Raw genomic sequence first — 19049 nt, 5'->3', positions numbered from 1 at the left:
AATTTCTCAATAATGAGGAACTTGGGACCTTTTGTTTAGGAATACTCAACTATCTTTAGACTTAACCTACTAACTAAGCGTCACCAGCATCAACCTGATTCTCCAACTGCTGCACTTCTAGCCGTCGCAGGTAATGGTAACTTTGGAGCATATTGGCGCAGGTCGCATCGGTTTCGTCCGGTACCTCGTAGATCATGGTTGCGGCCGGGTTCAATGCCGGTAAGACTCGGCGCCAATCAATCAACCCGCGACCGAGTGGCAGACTATCGTGTCGTCGCCCCAACGAATCCACGAGATGGTAGTGTTGAATCAAGGGTTTCAACCGGGTCAGCGCCGCCATGGTCCGGTCCATATCGCCATTAAGGCCGATAAAGACATGACTCAAGTCGCAGACCAGTGGCCAACCGTGCTGTAAAATCGTGCGGTCCAACTCCGGGTCGCCGTACATAAAACTTGGTGTGATCCCGTTTTCGATGATCACGTGTCCGTTGGCCTGGGCGACCAGGTGGTCTAAGCGCGTCGCGACCGTATGCCGGGCAACCGCTAACGACGGGTATTCGGCAATCAATGTCCGGCTTTCTGCGCCACCATAGCCCCCATGAATCAAGACCCGGACGTTGAGGTCGTTGGCCAAGTCCAATAATTGGGCCGTTGAGCGTTGCAAAAAGTGATAAACCGCAGCTTCCCGGTGCGGGTCCAATAATTGATCCAAGTGCCAATCACCGTAAGCCATCGGGTGATGAATCACAATTTTAGGTGTCACGGTGTCCCGAACGAATCTGACTGACTGTTTCAATGTTTGAAAAGCGGTCGGTTCAAAATCCGTCACGGCCGTGAAAAATTCAAAGACCGTGGGCCGATACTTCAACCGGTCCAATAATTGTTGCGGTTCAGCACCCGCCTTTAACCCCAATTGAACCTTCCCGGGGTTGTTTGGAAGGGTAAACATCGCCATGTTCTCAGTCCTTTCACAGTTAAGTCACCTTTAGTTTACCGCGAATTACCGTCAACCGACGTTAGTGTTCGCTAACGGCATCGATAACTAAGATCTGAGCGCTAAAGTCCGCGGACGCTTCGACTCCCATCGTGGTATGTAAAAGCGATGGGATAAAGACACCGGCGTGCATGAGTTCATCGCCGTAAAGGGCTTGTTTCCGCCCACTGACAGTATAGCGTTGGTCGGGTAATAATCCCCATAGACGCAACTGAGTATAGCCCGGATTGGGCCGGTTCAAGAGTTGATAGCGAGCCACAATCGCGTGGCGCTGGTCAACACTCACGACGAGCCAACTCCCCACGTTACGGTCCCCCGTAAACGGGCTATCAAGTCGGTAAAGGGTCCCAAATTGCAATAACTGCCGGTGTTGCTTGTAAAAGGCGACTTGCCGTTTAATTTGGGCCTTTTCGGCATCGGAACACCGTGTCACATCCAGCTCATACCCCAGGTCACCAAAAAACGCCACGGCGCCGCGCGTCTCGAGTGGCGTGATGCGACCGGTCTGGTCATTCGGCACCGCCGACACGTGCGCGCCCATCATCGCCTGCGGATAAGCGTAGGAGGTCCCAAATTGAATTTTCAACCGTTCAATGGCGTCGGTGTCATCACTGGTCCAGGCCTGCGGTGCGTAATACATCATGCCCAGATCAAACCGGCCCCCGCCCGAAGCGCAGGATTCAAAGAGGACCTGCGGGAAGGCGGACGTCAACCGAGCGTATAGTCGATAAACGCCCAAAATATAACGGTGGTTGAATTCCAACTGTTGGTCGGCACGTAAGGTGGGACTGTAGGCCTCGGTAATGTTGCGGTTCATATCCCACTTGATGTAGTCGAGGTGGGCATCCTTGATCATGGTACTCATTTTTTGGTATAGGAAATCCACGACTGCTGGGTTGGTCATGTCGAGGACGAATTGGTTGCGTCCAGGTGTCATCTGCCGCTTGGGGGTGCGCACGACCCACTCTGGGTGATTACGGTACAGGTCACTGGCTAGTGAAATCATTTCGGGTTCGTACCACAAACCAAATTGAAGGCCGAGCTGGTGCACTTGCTGAACGAGGTGGGCCATGCCTTGTGGGAGCTTTTGGGGATTCACGTCCCAATCGCCAAGCGAGGTGGTATCGTCATTGCGGTGGCCAAACCACCCGTCATCGAGGACGAATAGTTCGATGCCCAACGCCTTAGCTTGCTGGGCCATCGCCACTAACTTAGTCTCATCAAAGTCAAAGTAGGTCCCCTCCCAATTGTTCAAGAGGATGGGCCGTGGTTGCTTCGCAAACCGGGGATTGACCAGGTGTTGTTGGTAAAAGCGTCCCATTTGTTGGCTGAGCTGATTCAACCCCCGGTCGGTATAACTCAAAATGGCCTCGGGCGTCTGGAAGCATTGTCCGGGCGCGAGTTGCCACCCGAATTCCTCGGGATTGATACCCACGAGGATGCGCGTGGTGTCGAACTGGTCGACTTCGATTTGATCTAAAAAGTTACCGGAATACACCAGGTTAAAGCCGTAAGCCGCTCCCTGGTCCTCGTTAGTCTGTGGCCGCGCTAAAATAAATCCCGGATTTTCTTGATGGCTGGACGCCCCGCGCAAACTGCCGATACTTTGACTACCAGGGCGCAGCGGGGTTCGTTTGAGTTGCCGTTCGCGCGCCCAACTCCCGGAAAATTGTAACAGCTGATAATTCGCATCGGGTAAATCTAATTGGCTACTCAACGCGCGATTCAGTGTGAGGTGGGCCGCTCCTTGGTTGTCAAACGTGGTACTACGCACAATCACGTCTTGGTGGGGAAAAACGGTATAGTTTAACCGTACGACCAAGTGAGTGACCATGTCCTTGAGTGTCACGTTAAGCGTTTGCGCCCCGTCGTCATCATCATCGAAAGTTGCCGGTAAATCGACTAAGCGCTGCTTTCCCGCGCTGATTTGGTTACTTTGGTACTGTAATTCACTGATGCGACTGCCATCTGGAGCCGTGACCTGATAGGCCGGCTCCCGAAAATCTCCTTTGCCGAAGCTGGCGTATTCTTGTTTGAGGGCTTCGGGTTGAACGTCCGGCGCATCAAGCCGCCACGCCGGCATTGCGCCGTGGATTTCTCGGTGAGTCAGTTCCGGGTAAGTGGTACGGTTATGTATCCGAGGTCCGTAATAGAGTTGCCCCAACTCACCATTGGGCATGACGTGAAAGAGGTAACTACTATGATCAGTTTGAAGATGAAATTGACCTTGTTGGCTATAAATTGCCATCTTATTCAGTCCTTTCTACTTCCTAGGATACCGAATAATCGTGCTTCTGTAACCGTTTTCCACAACATTGCTAGAAAAAAATCATGCAGCTAGCTACCTCCAGCCTCCAGCAGGCTTGCCCTCATAATCCCGCTTTGGTAGGTTGTTGGTCCACCGCTTCTGTGGCTAGCCTAGGGAAGCCTTGCGTGACCCAATTTAGGGCACAAAAAAAGGAACCCGATTGGGTTCCTAACATTGCGTGGCAACGTCCTATCCTCGCAGGGGGCGATCCCCCAACTACTATTGGCGTGCTGAAGCTTAACTTCCGTGTTCGGCATGGGAACGGGTGTATCCTTCAGGCTATCGCCACCACACTATTGAGAGCTTATTCCCTCAAAACTAGGTATTACCAATTATCTCCTGAGAACACCAATCACTTGGTTAAGTCCTCGACCGATTAGTACTGGTCCGCTCCACGCCTCGCGGCGCTGCTACTTCCAGCCTATCTACCTGATCATCTCTCAGGGGTCTTACTTCCATAAAGGAATGGGAAATCTCATCTTGAGGCGAGTTTCACACTTAGATGCTTTCAGCGTTTATCTCATCCATACATAGCTACCCAGCGATGCGCCTGGCGGCACAACTGGTACACCAGAGGTATGTCCATCCCGGTCCTCTCGTACTAAGGACAGCTCCTCTCAAATTTCCTACGCCCGCGACGGATAGGGACCGAACTGTCTCACGACGTTCTGAACCCAGCTCGCGTACCGCTTTAATGGGCGAACAGCCCAACCCTTGGGACCGACTACAGCCCCAGGATGCGATGAGCCGACATCGAGGTGCCAAACCTCCCCGTCGATGTGGACTCTTGGGGGAGATAAGCCTGTTATCCCCAGGGTAGCTTTTATCCGTTGAGCGATGGCCCTTCCATACGGTACCACCGGATCACTAAGCCCGACTTTCGTCCCTGCTCGACCTGTCTGTCTCGCAGTCAAGCTCCCTTCTGCCTTTACACTCATCGAATGATTTCCAACCATTCTGAGGGAACCTTTGGGCGCCTCCGTTACTTTTTGGGAGGCGACCGCCCCAGTCAAACTGCCTACCTGACACTGTCTCCCGCCACGATGAGTGGCGCGGGTTAGAGTGTTCACACAGCGAGGGTCGTATCCCACCAGCGCCTCCATCGAAACTAGCGTTCCGATATCTACGGCTCCGACCTATCCTGTACAAGCTGTGTCAACACCCAATATCAAGCTACAGTAAAGCTCCATGGGGTCTTTCCGTCCTGTCGCGGGTAACCTGCATCTTCACAGGTAATATAATTTCACCGAGTCTCTCGTTGAGACAGTGCCCAGATCGTTACGCCTTTCGTGCGGGTCGGAACTTACCCGACAAGGAATTTCGCTACCTTAGGACCGTTATAGTTACGGCCGCCGTTTACTGGGGCTTCATTTCTGGGCTTCGCCGAAGCTAACTCATCCACTTAACCTTCCAGCACCGGGCAGGCGTCAGCCCCTATACTTCATCTTACGATTTTGCAGAAACCTGTGTTTTTGATAAACAGTCGCCTGGGCCTTTTCACTGCGGCTACACTTGCGTGTAGCACCCCTTCTCCCGAAGTTACGGGGTCATTTTGCCGAGTTCCTTAACGAGAGTTCACTCGCTCACCTTAGGATACTCTCCTCGACTACCTGTGTCGGTTTGCGGTACGGGTAATTAAGATCTCACTAGAAGCTTTTCTCGGCAGTGTGACGTGGAGCACTTCCCTACTAAAATTCGGTCCCCGTCGCGCCTTGTCCTTAGCGATAAGCATTTGACTCATCACCAGACTCAGCGTTTGGACGCACATTTCCAATCGTGCGCATGCTTTAGCCTCCTGCGTCCCTCCATCGTTCAAACAATCTTAACTAGTACAGGAATATCAACCTGTTATCCATCGCCTACGCCTTGCGGCCTCGGCTTAGGTCCCGACTGACCCTGGGAGGACGAGCCTTCCCCAGGAAACCTTAGTCATTCGGTGGATCAGATTCTCACTGATCTTTCGCTACTCATACCGGCATTCTCACTTCTAAGCGCTCCACTAGTCCTTGCGGTCTAGCTTCGTTGCCCTTAGAACGCTCTCCTATCACGCAACATAGTTGCGTCCACAATTTCGGTAATGTGCTTAGCCCCGGTATATTTTCGGCGCAGAGTCACTCGGCTAGTGAGCTATTACGCACTCTTTAAATGATGGCTGCTTCTGAGCCAACATCCTAGCTGTCTATGCAATTCCACATCCTTTTCCACTCAGCACATATTTAGGGACCTTAATTGGTGGTCTGGGCTGTTCCCCTTTCGACGGTGGATCTTATCACTCATCGTCTGACTCCCGGATATAAATCAGTGGCATTCGGAGTTTATCTGAATTCAGTAACCCATGACGGGCCCCTAGTCCAAACAGTGGCTCTACCTCCACGATTCTTCATCCGAGGCTAACCCTAAAGCTATTTCGGAGAGAACCAGCTATCTCCAAGTTCGTTTGGAATTTCACCGCTATCCACACCTCATCCCAGCATTTTTCAACATACACGGGTTCGGCCCTCCAGTGCGTTTTACCGCACCTTCAGCCTGGACATGGATAGGTCACCTGGTTTCGGGTCTACGTCAACTTACTGAAACGCCCGTTTCAGACTCGCTTTCGCTACGGCTCCGGTCTTTACACCTTAACCTTGCAAATTAACGTAACTCGCCGGTTCATTCTACAAAAGGCACGCTATCACCCATTAACGGGCTCTAACTAATTGTAGGCACATGGTTTCAGGAACTATTTCACTCCCCTTCCGGGGTGCTTTTCACCTTTCCCTCACGGTACTGGTTCACTATCGGTCACTAGGGAGTATTTAGCCTTGGGAGATGGTCCTCCCGGATTCCGACCAGGTTTCACGTGTCTGGCCGTACTCAGGATCCTGAACTGAGGGTCAACGATTTCGCCTACGGGGGTATCACCCGCTCTGCCACACCTTCCCAGATGTTTCGGCTATCACTGACTTTGGTAACTCAAATGTTCAGTCCTACAACCCCAACAAGCAAGCTTGTTGGTTTGGGCTGTTCCCCGTTCGCTCGCCGCTACTTAGGGAATCGAATTTTCTTTCTCTTCCTGTGGGTACTTAGATGTTTCAGTTCCCCACGTCTGCCTCAACTCAAGTATGTATTCCCTGAGTTGTAATCATCGGTAAAGATGATTGGGTTTCCCCATTCGGAAATCTCCGGATCAAAGCTTACGTACAACTCCCCGAAGCATATCGGTGTTAGTCCCGTCCTTCATCGGCTCCTAGTACCAAGGCATTCACCATGCGCCCTTCATAACTTAACCTAACGGTCACTTCGTGACCGCTGATTAATTGAGTATTAGCGAATAAACTAATTAAAAAACTCAAAATAAACGCGGTGTTCTCGGTTTAATTATCTTTAATAATTAAAGGAAAATAATTGATAATATCTAGTTTTCAAAGAACAAGCTTGAGGGTAGACCCCTCAAAACTGACCATTGTTTCAACAAAGTATGTGCAGGCCTCCGTATTATTCCTTAGAAAGGAGGTGATCCAGCCGCAGGTTCTCCTACGGCTACCTTGTTACGACTTCACCCTAATCATCTGTCCCACCTTAGGCGGTTGGCTCCAAAAGGTTACCTCACCGACTTTGGGTGTTACAAACTCTCATGGTGTGACGGGCGGTGTGTACAAGGCCCGGGAACGTATTCACCGCGGCATGCTGATCCGCGATTACTAGCGATTCCAACTTCATGTAGGCGAGTTGCAGCCTACAATCCGAACTGAGAACGGCTTTAAGAGATTAGCTTGGCCTCACGACTTCGCGACTCGTTGTACCGTCCATTGTAGCACGTGTGTAGCCCAGGTCATAAGGGGCATGATGATTTGACGTCATCCCCACCTTCCTCCGGTTTGTCACCGGCAGTCTCACCAGAGTGCCCAACTGAATGCTGGCAACTGATAATAAGGGTTGCGCTCGTTGCGGGACTTAACCCAACATCTCACGACACGAGCTGACGACAACCATGCACCACCTGTCATTCTGTCCCCGAAGGGAACGTCCTATCTCTAGGATTGGCAGAAGATGTCAAGACCTGGTAAGGTTCTTCGCGTAGCTTCGAATTAAACCACATGCTCCACCGCTTGTGCGGGCCCCCGTCAATTCCTTTGAGTTTCAACCTTGCGGTCGTACTCCCCAGGCGGAGTGCTTAATGCGTTAGCTGCGGCACTGAAGGGCGGAAACCCTCCAACACCTAGCACTCATCGTTTACGGCATGGACTACCAGGGTATCTAATCCTGTTTGCTACCCATGCTTTCGAGCCTCAGCGTCAGTTACAGGCTAGACAGCCGCCTTCGCCACTGGTGTTCTTCCATATATCTACGCATTCCACCGCTACACATGGAGTTCCACTGTCCTCTTCTGCACTCAAGTCATCCAGTTTCCGATGCACTTCTTCGGTTAAGCCGAAGGCTTTCACATCAGACTTAAATAACCGCCTGCGCTCGCTTTACGCCCAATAAATCCGGACAACGCTTGCCACCTACGTATTACCGCGGCTGCTGGCACGTAGTTAGCCGTGGCTTTCTGGTTGAATACCGTCACGATGTCAACAGTTACTCTGACACCCGTTCTTCTTCAACAACAGAGTTTTACGAGCCGAAACCCTTCTTCACTCACGCGGCATTGCTCCATCAGACTTGCGTCCATTGTGGAAGATTCCCTACTGCTGCCTCCCGTAGGAGTCTGGGCCGTGTCTCAGTCCCAATGTGGCCGATTACCCTCTCAGGTCGGCTACGCATCATCGCCTTGGTGGGCCGTTACCTCACCAACAAGCTAATGCGCCGCGGAACCATCCAGAAGTGATAGCCGAAACCATCTTTCAAACAAAAACCATGCGGTTTTTGTTGTTATACGGTATTAGCACCTGTTTCCAAGTGTTATCCCCTGCTTCTGGGCAGGTTTTCCACGTGTTACTCACCAGTTCGCCACTCGCTTTAGGAAGAAATCAGTGCAAGCACGTCAATCAACCAAAGCTCGTTCGACTTGCATGTATTAGGCATGCCGCCAGCGTTCGTCCTGAGCCAGGATCAAACTCTCATCTTAAAGATGATAAGCTCGAATAGCTCATCGATTGTTGTTACATTTTAAAAGCGAATTGACTTCGCAAATATTGTTTGGGTTTGAATAAATTCAAACCGCCCTACACATATTTGGTTTGTCGAAACAATGTTCAGTTTTCAAAGGTCTACTCGTTATCCGCCGAAGCAGACAACTTAATCATCATATCATTTGGCTGATATGCTTGTCAACAAGAAGTTTGATTTAACAACGTTTCTTGTTGGTTCGTCATCGCCAAGCGACAACTTAATTAGGATAACATTCCGTCGGCACTTCGTCAACAACTAATTTCAATCATTCAAATTGGTCTAGTTGGTGATTCCTCGTGACAACGTCTATAACTATACCAAGCTGGGCCTGCCGCGTCAACTAAAATCGCCTCTTTTCATACACCTTTTTTCAAACGCATATCATCCATTACCAACCGAGATTATAGTTAGCCAACGGCCGTGTGTTCCCTAGCTAAAGCACGCTGACTGTTCGGCTTTGTTTTTCCCTCGTTGGGCATCTCACCGTCGTAACTTCCCCAATAAAAAAGCTGGAAGTCACCTTCCAGCTCACGAGCTGTTCCGCTTATTAAAGAACCAGCTAACCGTTAATTATTCAAATTTACTGTACCCGAGCTAAGAAGTAACGCTTCTTCCCGCGCCGAACAATTACGAACTTACCTTCAAAGGCACTCGTCGGATCAATTTCGGCGTTAGTGTCGGTCACCTTTTCACCGTTGATGCGAATGGCCCCATTGGTGATATCTTCACGGGCCTGACGCCGAGAAGACTCAATCTGCGTAGTATCAACTAACCATTCGACTAACCCTTGCTTATCCGAAGAGACCGTTACGGATGGCATGTTCTTGAAGCCTTGTTCAATTTCACTGGCCGTTAACGCCGCAACATCCCCAGAGAACAACGCCTTAGTAATGTGTTTAGCTTCGACGACGGCTTGATGGCCATGGACGAATTCCGTGACTTCTTCAGCCAAGCGGGTCTGGGCTTCCCGCTTTTCGGGGTGCGTGGCGACCGCCGTGGCCAAATCCTGAATCTCATCTTGGCTCAAGAAAGTGAAGTACTTCAAGAACTTCACTACGTCGCGATCATCCGTATTAATCCAGAATTGGTAGAATTCGTACGGTGAAGTTTTCTTCGGGTCCAACCAGACGTTGCCCCCTTCAGACTTCCCGAACTTGGTGCCGTCCGCCTTCAAAAGTAACGGGATGGTCAACCCGTAGACCTTAGCGTCGGCGCCTTCTTGCCGGTGAATCAAGTCAATTCCTGAGGTGATGTTGCCCCACTGGTCGGCCCCCCCGATTTGGAGTTGCACGTCTTCGTGCTGGTAAAGATGTAAGAAATCGATGGATTGCAGAATCTGGTAAGTGAATTCCGTGTAGGAAATCCCGACTTCCAACCGGGACGCCACGATTTCCTTGTTCAACATGGTGTTGACGTTGAATAGCTTCCCGTAATCCCGCAAGAAATCTAATAGGGAGAGTTTGGACAACCAATCGTAGTTGTTGACGATCTTAAAGCTACCATCCTGCCCAAAAAGATGTTCCATTTGAGCCGTTAAGCAGTCCTGGTTGTGCCGAACCTGGTCCATAGTCTGAAGTTTCCGTTCCGACTTCTTGCCGGACGGGTCCCCGATAGAGCCCGTGGCCCCACCAATCACGATGTATGGCCGGTGACCCGCTAACTGGAACCGTTTCAAAATCATAAACGGAATCAAATGCCCAATGTGCATCGAATCCCCCGTCGGGTCAATCCCCGCGTATAACCCCACGGCCTTTTGGGCGACGAGCTCACTCAGCCCCGCTTCGTCCGTTTGTTGGTTAATGGCACCCCGCCACTTTAACTCATCAATAATCGACATCTTGTTTCCTCCTATAACTAAAAAAGTCCCCAACGGTCACATGACCATCAGGGACGAATCTAAAATCCGCGTTACCACCCAAGTTGTTGTCAGTTTTGACAACCGCTCGTCATCGTTAACGGAATGGCCCGCCGGTAAATTCCGGGTGCTCCACAGGGTAATTCATGTTCCTGGTCGGACTGACTCCCACTCCCGTCAGCTCTCTGAACCGTTGCCAAGACCACTACTGAACTGTTTCGTTGCTTATGGTCTTGATGATACTGGCCCTAAGGCGAAAAGTCAACTCTCTAAAAGAGCCCCGCGATGCTGGTCCAGACGATTTGAACGTTCAACACCGTCAACACGATCGTGCTAATCCAGGCCAGCCACGTAACCCACCGTTTGTTGACGTATTCCCCCATGATTTTCTTCGATGAGGTGAACAACGTCAACGGAATCATGGAAAACGGCAGGGCGATGGACAAGAAGACCTGGGAGTTGACCAGCAAGCGGTCCAACGCCATTTCGCTTCCCCCGTAAATAATGGTACAAATGACCACGGGTGCTACGGACAAGAGCCGCGTCACCAACCGCCGGACCCAGATTGGGACCCGCAAGTTGATGAACCCTTCCATAATCACCTGACCCGTCAAGGTCCCAGTGATCGTTGAGTTTTGACCGGAAGCCAACAGGGCGACTGCAAACAAGGTCGATAAGAATGGTGACGCTACGGCACCCGCCAATTGATTGTCTTGTAAAGCGGCGTACAAGTTTCCAAACGTTCCTAATTTATCCACGTCTTTTCCGAAGAACAACGCTGCCCCCAAGAGTAACAGCAAGCAGTTGATGACAAAGGCCCCAATCAACTGAATGTTCGAGTCCCAGGTCGTGAACTTCACGGCCCGGCGCATGTCTTCCGGGTTGTCCCGGTCGAACTTCCGCGTTTGCGCAATCGAAGAATGTAAGTACAGGTTATGCGGCATCACCGTAGCCCCTACGATTCCCAAGGCCATGGTCAACTGACCCGGATGGAGAATCTGGGCTTGCGGCATGAAGTTAGCAACCGCTTGACCCATGTTTGGTTGAGCGATGACTACTTCGTAGGCGAAGACCACCAGAATCACTGCAATCAAGCAGATAACGATGGCTTCGATTTTCCGGAAACCTAATTTTGTCAGTAACAATAGTAGTAACACATCGAAGACGGTCAAAGAAACGCCGATAATCAGCAGAATCCCGAACAACAGTTGCAGGGCAATCGCACCCCCGATAACTTCGGCGATATCGGTCGCCATGATAGCTAATTCAGTAACAATCCACAGGATGAACCCGATTCGTTTTGACGTGTATGAGCGGGTGGCTTGCGCCAAGTCTTTTTGCGTCACAATGCCCAGTTTAGCCGCCATGTATTGCAGCAACATCGCAATCAAACTGGAAATCAAGATCACGGACATCAGTAGGTAACCGTATTGGGCACCCCCACCAATCGACGTGACCCAGTTACCTGGGTCCATATACCCCACAGCAACCAAAGCGCCCGGTCCGGAAAAGGCCATCAAGTTCTTCCAGAACCCCTTACCCTTCGGAATCGTGACGGTCCCATTGATTTCTTCCAACGACGGTCCGTTTGCGTACCCCAGCAGGCGGTCTGATTTAGCTGCCGGCGCCTTGGAAACGTTGTCTGTCATGTTATTCCACTCCCCTATCTCTTATGGTAGTCACCATTATACGGACGGGCAGGCCATTGTAAACGGGGATCGGGGGTTCTTTTAACGTTGGCCCTTAACCAATAAGACTAAAAATGCGGCGGGAGCTTATTCCGCCGCGATTCTGGGTGAACAATTATTTTCATGGAAGCCACGCACGACACGGCAAATTCGGAAGCTACCGCGGTTCTTTTTCGCTTTTGCTAAAAATCCAGGGCAAATAACGACAGTTCGTGGCGGCGTAAAGTCCGAATCCGCCGGTCCAGATTCTCCCCGTATTTCAATTCCTTGAGCCAGTGGAACGTCTCCAGCCGGTGGGCCGTCGCAAACCGCACGGCCTCGGGATCCGTCCCGTACAACACGATATAGTTGCCACGGTATCGTTCATCGATGGTCACCGTATCGGTCAATAACTGCAGATGCACGACCCCGCCCAACAGTCGGTTGAAAATGTCCGTGGTGACACCCAACATGTCATACGAGACTAAAAATTGGACCAGGGCCGACGTTAGATTCAGCCCGTTGGTATACTTACTCAAAAATTTCTGGACTAGCCGCAAGTCACTCGGCGTGACCGCTTTAGGGTAGAGTTTTGCTAAATTAGCCGCAATCTCCGCGGCGGCTTCCGTCGAGGTCGGCGTAGTGCGATATAATGCCGTCACTTCAGGCCGCAACAACGGGTCAACGCGAAATAACAACATAAACTGCCCCAACGAGAACAGCCAGTTGGCAAACCAATTGGTCCCGGTCGCAAAGTCACTCAATACCGAAATGTTGGGGGCCAATTGATACCGCGGGGCCTGTTGCCGCAAACCGGCGTACAACCGTTGCATGTTGCGCGGTTGCAAAGCCCGCACAAAATACGGGGAACTGGTCAACAAATAATCTAACGTTGCCAGTTCGGTCAAGGCCTCCCGTGGGGAATCACCCAATTCTTGCTGGAATTTCGTGGCCAAGGCCCGTAGATCCGTCAAGTGGACCAGCGGAAACCGGAGGGGCGCAAACCGATGCCCCTGCGACAATCGCAGTAACGTCAAGGTGATCAATAAATTCCGGTGTTGCCCCAATCCCCGCGAATTTTGATACGTGGCATCACTGGTGTAAGTCGTGCTGATAGCGTCGTACAATCCCTGGTAGGTCGGCGGTAACTCCGGGAGTTCGTCCACCGTAGTCAAAGTCGTACTAAATAACGTAAAGTATAACAACGCGACCAACGCCTCATCTCCCACCAATTGTAAAGGATTGGTGGTCAATTCTAGCCGATACTGGGCCAGCTGTTGGCGCATCGGTCGCATCCGGCGATTAAAGGTCGATGTACTGATACCGTACCGTTCGCAAAGTTCGCGGACCTGTTGGGGCTTGGGTCCCAACGTCGCCAACACGGCTTGATACGGAATACTCCGAACATACAGCCAGTGACGGTAATCATCCACCGTCACCGGTGTCTGCAATTCGTCCTTCGTTAACGTCGTGGCTGGGGCTAAATGTTTCAAGTCCGTTCGTAAGTTCAAGAGAATATGGTATGCCTGTGAATAGCTCCCTTGCATTCTGGTGGCAAAATCCACCAGGTTGAACTGACCTTGATGGTCAATGATAAACGATAAGAGCCGGAGCTTGCGGGTGTCTTTTACCGTCAACATCGCAAAATCAATTTTCACGTTGCTCACTCCCCCAAAGTTCACGAACAGCCCCCGATTCCAGAATCAGGGGCTGCTGAGGTGATTCAATCATCACTCAATATTGGTAATCGTGACGTGCCGAACGTCTAATTCGGTCAGCGTTTCCTTCAAAATAATTCGCGGATCGTCATACCGGATGTCCGGTAGAACGCTGCTCAGGTAGTTGCCGGTTAACTGGCCCGCTTGGACTTCCGGCTGGAGAATCACGCGCTGTTGATCGCTGGTGGTCAATGTGACCCGCTTGCCAGCGGCTAAACGTTCAACTAATGGTAATGTGGGTACCTTCTGCATCATTCTAATCGTCCTCCTATCCATTCGCTTTTCCATCTATATTTTACCACGGCATTCCCAATTAGAACGCCTGATACCCTCGCTTTTAGCACGACCGACCAACCAATTAGCGGGCAAAGCCACCATCCCCCGTCATCAAGTCCCGGCTAAACCATCCCCCGCTTCGTGCGCGCTGCAGTTCATGGCTGGCGGTGCGGGTGAAACCCACCCTCCAGCGGACACGACGCAACAATCATCGCATACCCGATTAGCGCTGAATCTAAAGGTTACATTTTAGTAACGTTTGGATTGAAAGCGTAAGCCACGGCCCTAAACCATGCTATGCTCAAAGGCAGGCTAATTGATGCTATCGATAATTTATACCAGGGGAGAAAGCAATTATGTGGCTGAATAATTTAAGTACCACCTTTATCGTGGGGTACCCCATTTTCGTATCCATCGTTTGGATCGTGGGGGGCCTCTTTTCGAGTCTCTATCGGCACCGTCAGAATCGGACGCTCGTCGCCGCGGCTGACGAACCATTCGTGTCTATCCTGATCCCGGCGCACAACGAAACCGAGACGCTAGCCGAAGCCGTCGCCTCACTCACCAATTTGCACTACCAACATTACGAGGTCGTCATGATCGATGATTGTAGCACCGATGCTACCTGGCCACTCATGGGTCAGCTTTGTCAGAACTGGGCGGGGACACTCGACTTGCACCGGCTACATCTACCGATCAACCAGGGTAAAGCCAACGCCTTGAATCAAGGCGCCCAGATTGCCCGAGGTGATTATCTCGTCGTCATTGACGCTGATTCCTTGCTCCAACCAGACGCCATCACGCAATTAATGACCACCCTGTTGGCCCGGCCAAACTGCGGTGCCGTGACCGGCAAGCCCATCGTCCGCAACCGCTCGACGTTATTGGGCCGGCTCCAACTGCTGGAATACGTGGCCGTCATCGACCTGATCAAGAAAGCTCAGGCCTACCTGACCGGCAACATCACCACGGTCTCCGGCGTCATCGTCGCCTTTCGCCGTGAGGCCTTACAAGCCGTTGGCGGCTGGAATCCGGCGGTCATGACCGAGGACATTGACATCACCTGGCGCCTCTACCGTCATCACTGGCAGACCGCTTACGAACCGCGGGCTATCTGCTGGATTTTGGTTCCCGAACGTTTAGCCGGCCTGCTCAAGCAACGGCAGCGTTGGGCGCGCGGCGGCCTCGAAGTTTTGATCACCAACCGCCGCGGGCTGCTACAAAACCCTTGGGGCCAACGCAGTCTCTTGCTCGAATCCGTCATCAGTAACTGTTGGGCCATTTTGACCGCCATTTCATTGGTGGCTTACGGCTTTCAACTGCTGTTTTTGCACAATCTGGCGCTCAACGGCAACCTGTTGGCCTTGATGTTCGCCCTCAACGCCATCCAATTCACCATTGGCTTCATTGCCTCACAGACCACCGCCGACTTGACCTTACCCGAGTTGCTCTTGGTTCCGGTCTACGTCCTGTACTACTGGCTGATCAACCTGGTCAGTTGTCTGGCCGCAGTCAGCGCCTACTTCGTGGACCCGCAACGTCGAGGAACCTGGCGCAGTCCCGATCGGGGGGTGTAACTGATGTCACCTTCTAACCAATCCCCTATTATTCGCCGGCAGACTAGTTGGGTCAGCCGGAGTTTACGGGGCCTCGTGCTCATCGTGTTGTGGGCCTTCATCGTCTTAGTCGTGGTGACGAACCTGGGCTTCAGTCTGGGCTGGTACAACGACACGCTAGTCAGTTTATATTTGCTCTTTAATTTGCAGGCCCACGCTAACAGTGCCTTTTTATGGCTGATTTTGGGCTTACTCATCAGCACGCCGCTCTACTGTATCGGGCGCTGGTGCTACCTGAAGGGAGGGAAAAGCGCATGACCCGTCGGCTACGTTTCTGCCTATTAATTGGTCTATTTACCTGCCTGATACTGGGGCTGGGCTGGACCACTCACCACCAGGCCACCCACCAACACGCCACGCAAGAAAGTTACGCCTTGCCTAAACGTTACCAACAAGTCAAAAACGGCATCATGGTCTTTTGCTACCACCGCATTCTGGGTGATAGTTGGTCGACGCGCCTGGTCCAGGGACTATCGACCAACTCCCAACTTCACGAGTTCAACGTGCCCGCCGACCAGTTCAGCGCCCAGATGAAGTACTTGCACGACCACCACGTCAAGGTGATCTCGGCGGCAACCATGGTCCGCTTGGTGCAACAAAAACGGCCCCTCAAGGGCAAATATGTGGTCCTGTCCTTTGACGACATCGACCGAACCGTCTTAGACCATGCCGTGCCGGTTCTGAACCACTACCGCTACCCGTTCACCACCTTTATCATCACCGGCAACACCGGCCGGTACCGGGAAGGCACACAATTAGCCACCTGGTCACAAATCAAAGCCGCGCGCCGGACCACTTACGGGCGGATGACGTTGGGGTTGCACACGCATAACCTGCACTACCTCGACGCCCACATGACGCCGGTCTTCATGCACCCCCACGCCACGGGTAAGTTCAAACGCGACTTCGCCCAATCCAAACGTGACCTGGTTCACCACACCGGCGTGACCGGGGACTCGTTTGCCTTTCCGTACGGCGCCGGGACTGACGCCATCAACGCCTTTTTGGCCCGGCAACGTCTGACCTGGGTCGCCACGCTCGATGCGGGGATCACCACGGACGACACTGACCTCAACGCCACGCCGCGAGTCATCGTCAACCACCAAAGTTGGCCATCTATTCAACGCTGGCTGACTCAAGATTAAACCGCAACAACTATAAATGCTCACCAATACTGGCCGCCTTGGCCCGTATCGGTGAGCATTTTTTACCTTATTTATTGATGGCTTGAGCCTTTGTGGACCGGACCGCCGCCGGTCGTAACCAGAGCATCCCCAGACCGTAGATTACTGCGGTCAACAGCATGGCGATAAAGGTCGCCCCCACTGAGTTGGCAATCAGCGGCCACTGTTTCAAGCCCCAGTAAGCCGCGACCCCGAAGACCCAGCTGGCCACGGCAATCCAGTTGATGCCGTGATGGTACCAGTAAGCGCCCTGGACCTTAGTGAATTCGGACAAGCGGTACTGGCGGTTGCGCAACCAGAAGAAGTCGACCAAGAAGACCGCGATTTCGGGTCCCAGAAACATCCCGATACCGTCCAGAAAGGCTTCGAAAACGTCCAAGAAACTGGCAAGGTACACCGGAATGAACGTGACCACCGTGGCGGCAAGCGTCACCAACCAGAGACTGACGTTCAACGACAACTTGGCACACAGATTGGTCAGCGCCGAACCGGCCGACATTAGATTGACCGCGTTGGCCGTGGTACTGGTCAACACGATGACCAACAGCGCCAATACCCCCAGGCCCAACTTAGCCGCGACCGTGCTGGGGTCGGAATTGTTCGGGTCGAAGTGTTGGAGGGTGACCGCCGTGCCAATCGTGGCGAACAACCCGATGAAGGCAAACCAGAACAGGCCAATGTTGGCGCCGAAGAACGACGCCGTGGTGGCCGCGGATTTCTTCGCGGTAAAGCGGCTAAAGTCGGCCGCAGCCGTGACCCAAGCCAGGTTGAAGGCCGCCAGCGTATCGGCCGCGACCCCCGACGACATTTTCAGGTGTTGTGGCGGTTGCCAGCTGGCAATGGCGCTAAAGGGGACCGTCCGGAAGACCACCACGGATTCCCACAGGACAAAGACGATGACTAGAACGATACCGACCCGTTCAATCAAGCGCACGGACCGTTCACCGACCGAGATACTCAATAAATGCAAAACGCTCATAATCAAGATGCCAATGATCAAACCGAAATTGCCCCCCGGTTTGCCGTACAACGGCCAGCCGAAGAGGTCGCCAAAGATGTAGCTGATGGACGTGGCGGCAATGAAGGTGTTCACCGCGGCCCAACCAATGAACTGAATCACGTTGATGATCGAGGGCAAGTAACTGCCCCGCACCCCAAACGCCGCACGGGTCAACGTCATCGCCGGCAACCCGGTGTGGTACCCCATGTAGCTAGCCAAAGCCAACAACGTGTACGAGACCACCCCCACAATGATCAACGTGGTCGAAGCCGTCAGTAAGCCACACGCGGCGATGACGCCGCCAATGTACCAGGTCCCGTTATTGGCGTTGGCGCCAATCCAAGTCGCGAACAAATCCCAATTGGACATGTGGCGCCGGTCGCGGGGTACCGCTGCAGCCCGTCCCAACGTCGCCGTTGCCTTCGTTTGCGTTGTTGTCGTTGTCTTAATCTCCTGTGCCATGACTGGAAAGCTCCCTTCTTCTAACCGTTACAGAATCTGACCGACAAATTCTCCTTTGGGTAACGTCTTAAAGTCATAGGTGGCAAAATCCGTCACTTGCTTGGTGTACCAGTGTAAGCATTCGGTAATCATCAAGTTGACCGCTTCGTCCTTTTCTTGCAGGGCCAAAATCGGTTGATTGCGCATGGTGGCCACGCCGAGTTCGTAAGCCGTGCCGGAATCGAGGTTCTTGGCCTCAAAATCAAGGACCGTGACGATGACATCAGCGGCTTCGATTTGACTCATATCGCGATGGAAGATTTCCGTGGCCCAAGTCTTAGTGAATTGTTCGGCCTGAGCGTCCTGGTGCAACCGTGGCGAATAGAAGTCTGTGACCGTTGGGTTAGCGGCTAAGGCCTGCTCTAGCCGTGTGACCCGATCAACCTGTTCGGGACTGAAAAACGGACTTGCAACGTAAATTTGTGCCATGTAAAATTCCTCCAATATTTTTTTCAACCAACCGAGCGCATGAAAAAAGCGACCGAATTCAACAGAACTCCGGCCGCTAGTTGCGCGCAAAAATGACGCTTTTCTACCGTACCTTTGTTAGTCTCTCTGGGCTAAAGTTAAAAGGACTATTTGGTTGTTAGTCCGTATTATACGGTCTTGGGAGGACGGCGTCAATTCACTTTTGCCCCATAGTGGGAGACAAATTTGACTTGCCGCCTAGTAGCTGGGCCTCTCTTGGACGCAGCTAAAATTTAAACGGTCCCCGAACAAACACTGAGGGGTGATTGGTAGCGAGACGCCCCCAATCACCCCTCAACTGGCGTCACGATTCCCCCACCGTGACACCACAACCAGCACAATTTCCCCGAGAACTGGTCGCCCCT

The 19049-nt window shown here is 52.3% G+C and carries 11 protein-coding genes, 3 rRNA genes and 1 other annotated feature; of the genes, 3 read left to right on the top strand and 11 right to left on the bottom strand.

Annotated features, from left to right (window positions below):
* Window positions 1-73: 73 nt before the first annotated feature.
* The 9 genes from H3M12_RS05225 to H3M12_RS05185 all read right to left on the bottom strand — a co-directional run bounded on the left by H3M12_RS05225 (window position 74) and on the right by H3M12_RS05185 (window position 13894).
* Window positions 74-955 carry a TIM barrel protein gene (locus H3M12_RS05225; protein ID WP_182151016.1) on the bottom strand — a complete coding sequence of 294 codons (882 nt, stop codon included), beginning with the start codon at window positions 953-955 and terminating at the stop codon, window positions 74-76.
* A 61-nt stretch (window positions 956-1016) separates the two neighbouring features.
* On the bottom strand, window positions 1017-3242 hold the full coding sequence (locus tag H3M12_RS05220; protein WP_129032702.1) for an alpha-galactosidase: 2226 nt from the start codon (window positions 3240-3242) through the stop codon (window positions 1017-1019).
* Window positions 3243-3478: 236 nt separating this feature from the next.
* Window positions 3479-3595: ribosomal RNA gene (gene rrf, locus H3M12_RS05215) — 5S ribosomal RNA — on the bottom strand.
* A gap of 63 nt (window positions 3596-3658) precedes the next feature.
* Window positions 3659-6573 (bottom strand): 23S ribosomal RNA (locus tag H3M12_RS05210).
* A 217-nt stretch (window positions 6574-6790) separates the two neighbouring features.
* Window positions 6791-8355 (bottom strand): 16S ribosomal RNA (locus H3M12_RS05205).
* The 16S, 23S and 5S rRNA genes sit together here, the layout of an rRNA operon.
* Window positions 8356-8979: 624 nt before the next feature.
* Window positions 8980-10236, bottom strand: coding sequence for a tyrosine--tRNA ligase (gene tyrS, locus H3M12_RS05200; RefSeq protein WP_129033296.1), 1257 nt, complete (start codon window positions 10234-10236; stop codon window positions 8980-8982).
* A gap of 46 nt (window positions 10237-10282) precedes the next feature.
* Window positions 10283-10485, bottom strand: a binding site (T-box leader).
* A 38-nt stretch (window positions 10486-10523) separates the two neighbouring features.
* Window positions 10524-11903 carry an Nramp family divalent metal transporter gene (locus tag H3M12_RS05195; RefSeq protein WP_129033295.1) on the bottom strand — a complete coding sequence of 460 codons (1380 nt, stop codon included), beginning with the start codon at window positions 11901-11903 and terminating at the stop codon, window positions 10524-10526.
* 221 nt (window positions 11904-12124) lie between these two features.
* The gene (locus tag H3M12_RS05190) at window positions 12125-13579 is read right to left on the bottom strand and encodes a helix-turn-helix domain-containing protein (protein ID WP_129033294.1); all 1455 of its coding nucleotides are present in this window, start codon (window positions 13577-13579) and stop codon (window positions 12125-12127) included.
* 72 nt (window positions 13580-13651) lie between these two features.
* Window positions 13652-13894, bottom strand: coding sequence for a hypothetical protein (locus H3M12_RS05185; RefSeq protein ID WP_129033293.1), 243 nt, complete (start codon window positions 13892-13894; stop codon window positions 13652-13654).
* A gap of 377 nt (window positions 13895-14271) precedes the next feature.
* Here H3M12_RS05185 and H3M12_RS05180 point away from each other — a divergent pair, with 377 nt between their 5' ends.
* From H3M12_RS05180 to H3M12_RS05170, 3 genes are read left to right on the top strand one after another with little or no spacing between them, the layout of a single operon-like run.
* Window positions 14272-15492, top strand: a complete 1221-nt coding sequence (locus H3M12_RS05180; RefSeq protein ID WP_182151015.1) for a glycosyltransferase — start codon at window positions 14272-14274, stop codon at window positions 15490-15492.
* Window positions 15493-15495: 3 nt separating this feature from the next.
* The gene (locus H3M12_RS05175) at window positions 15496-15789 is read left to right on the top strand and encodes a hypothetical protein (RefSeq protein ID WP_129033291.1); all 294 of its coding nucleotides are present in this window, start codon (window positions 15496-15498) and stop codon (window positions 15787-15789) included.
* Window positions 15786-16676, top strand: coding sequence for a polysaccharide deacetylase family protein (locus tag H3M12_RS05170; RefSeq protein ID WP_170955015.1), 891 nt, complete (start codon window positions 15786-15788; stop codon window positions 16674-16676). Before H3M12_RS05175 ends, H3M12_RS05170 begins: the two co-directional genes overlap by 4 nt.
* A gap of 67 nt (window positions 16677-16743) precedes the next feature.
* Here the strand turns inward: H3M12_RS05170 and H3M12_RS05165 are convergent, their stop codons facing one another.
* Together H3M12_RS05165 and H3M12_RS05160 are read right to left on the bottom strand one after the other, a co-directional pair.
* A complete protein-coding gene (locus H3M12_RS05165) occupies window positions 16744-18177 on the bottom strand; it encodes a cytosine permease (RefSeq protein ID WP_129033289.1) in 1434 nt (477 codons plus the stop codon).
* Between the two features lie 27 nt (window positions 18178-18204).
* Window positions 18205-18645 (bottom strand): nucleoside 2-deoxyribosyltransferase, encoded by a 441-nt coding sequence (locus H3M12_RS05160; RefSeq protein WP_129033288.1) that lies wholly within the window; start codon window positions 18643-18645, stop codon window positions 18205-18207.
* Between the last annotated feature and the right edge of the window lie 404 nt (window positions 18646-19049).

Origin of the sequence: Levilactobacillus suantsaii (assembly GCF_014069315.1) — a bacterium.
In the GTDB taxonomy this organism is placed as follows: domain Bacteria; phylum Bacillota; class Bacilli; order Lactobacillales; family Lactobacillaceae; genus Levilactobacillus; species Levilactobacillus suantsaii.
Note: the sequence above shows the minus strand (reverse complement) of the source record. Positions and strands in the feature narration are given on the sequence as shown.

Coding starts and splice junctions, on each gene's coding strand:
- H3M12_RS05225 (WP_182151016.1), bottom strand. CDS start 955: ATGGCGATGTTTACCCTTCCAAACAACCCCGGGAAGGTTCAATTGGGG.
- H3M12_RS05220 (WP_129032702.1), bottom strand. CDS start 3,242: ATGGCAATTTATAGCCAACAAGGTCAATTTCATCTTCAAACTGATCAT.
- tyrS (WP_129033296.1), bottom strand. CDS start 10,236: ATGTCGATTATTGATGAGTTAAAGTGGCGGGGTGCCATTAACCAACAA.
- H3M12_RS05195 (WP_129033295.1), bottom strand. CDS start 11,903: ATGACAGACAACGTTTCCAAGGCGCCGGCAGCTAAATCAGACCGCCTG.
- H3M12_RS05185 (WP_129033293.1), bottom strand. CDS start 13,894: ATGATGCAGAAGGTACCCACATTACCATTAGTTGAACGTTTAGCCGCT.
- H3M12_RS05180 (WP_182151015.1), top strand. CDS start 14,272: ATGTGGCTGAATAATTTAAGTACCACCTTTATCGTGGGGTACCCCATT.
- H3M12_RS05175 (WP_129033291.1), top strand. CDS start 15,496: ATGTCACCTTCTAACCAATCCCCTATTATTCGCCGGCAGACTAGTTGG.
- H3M12_RS05170 (WP_170955015.1), top strand. CDS start 15,786: ATGACCCGTCGGCTACGTTTCTGCCTATTAATTGGTCTATTTACCTGC.
- H3M12_RS05165 (WP_129033289.1), bottom strand. CDS start 18,177: ATGGCACAGGAGATTAAGACAACGACAACAACGCAAACGAAGGCAACG.
- H3M12_RS05160 (WP_129033288.1), bottom strand. CDS start 18,645: ATGGCACAAATTTACGTTGCAAGTCCGTTTTTCAGTCCCGAACAGGTT.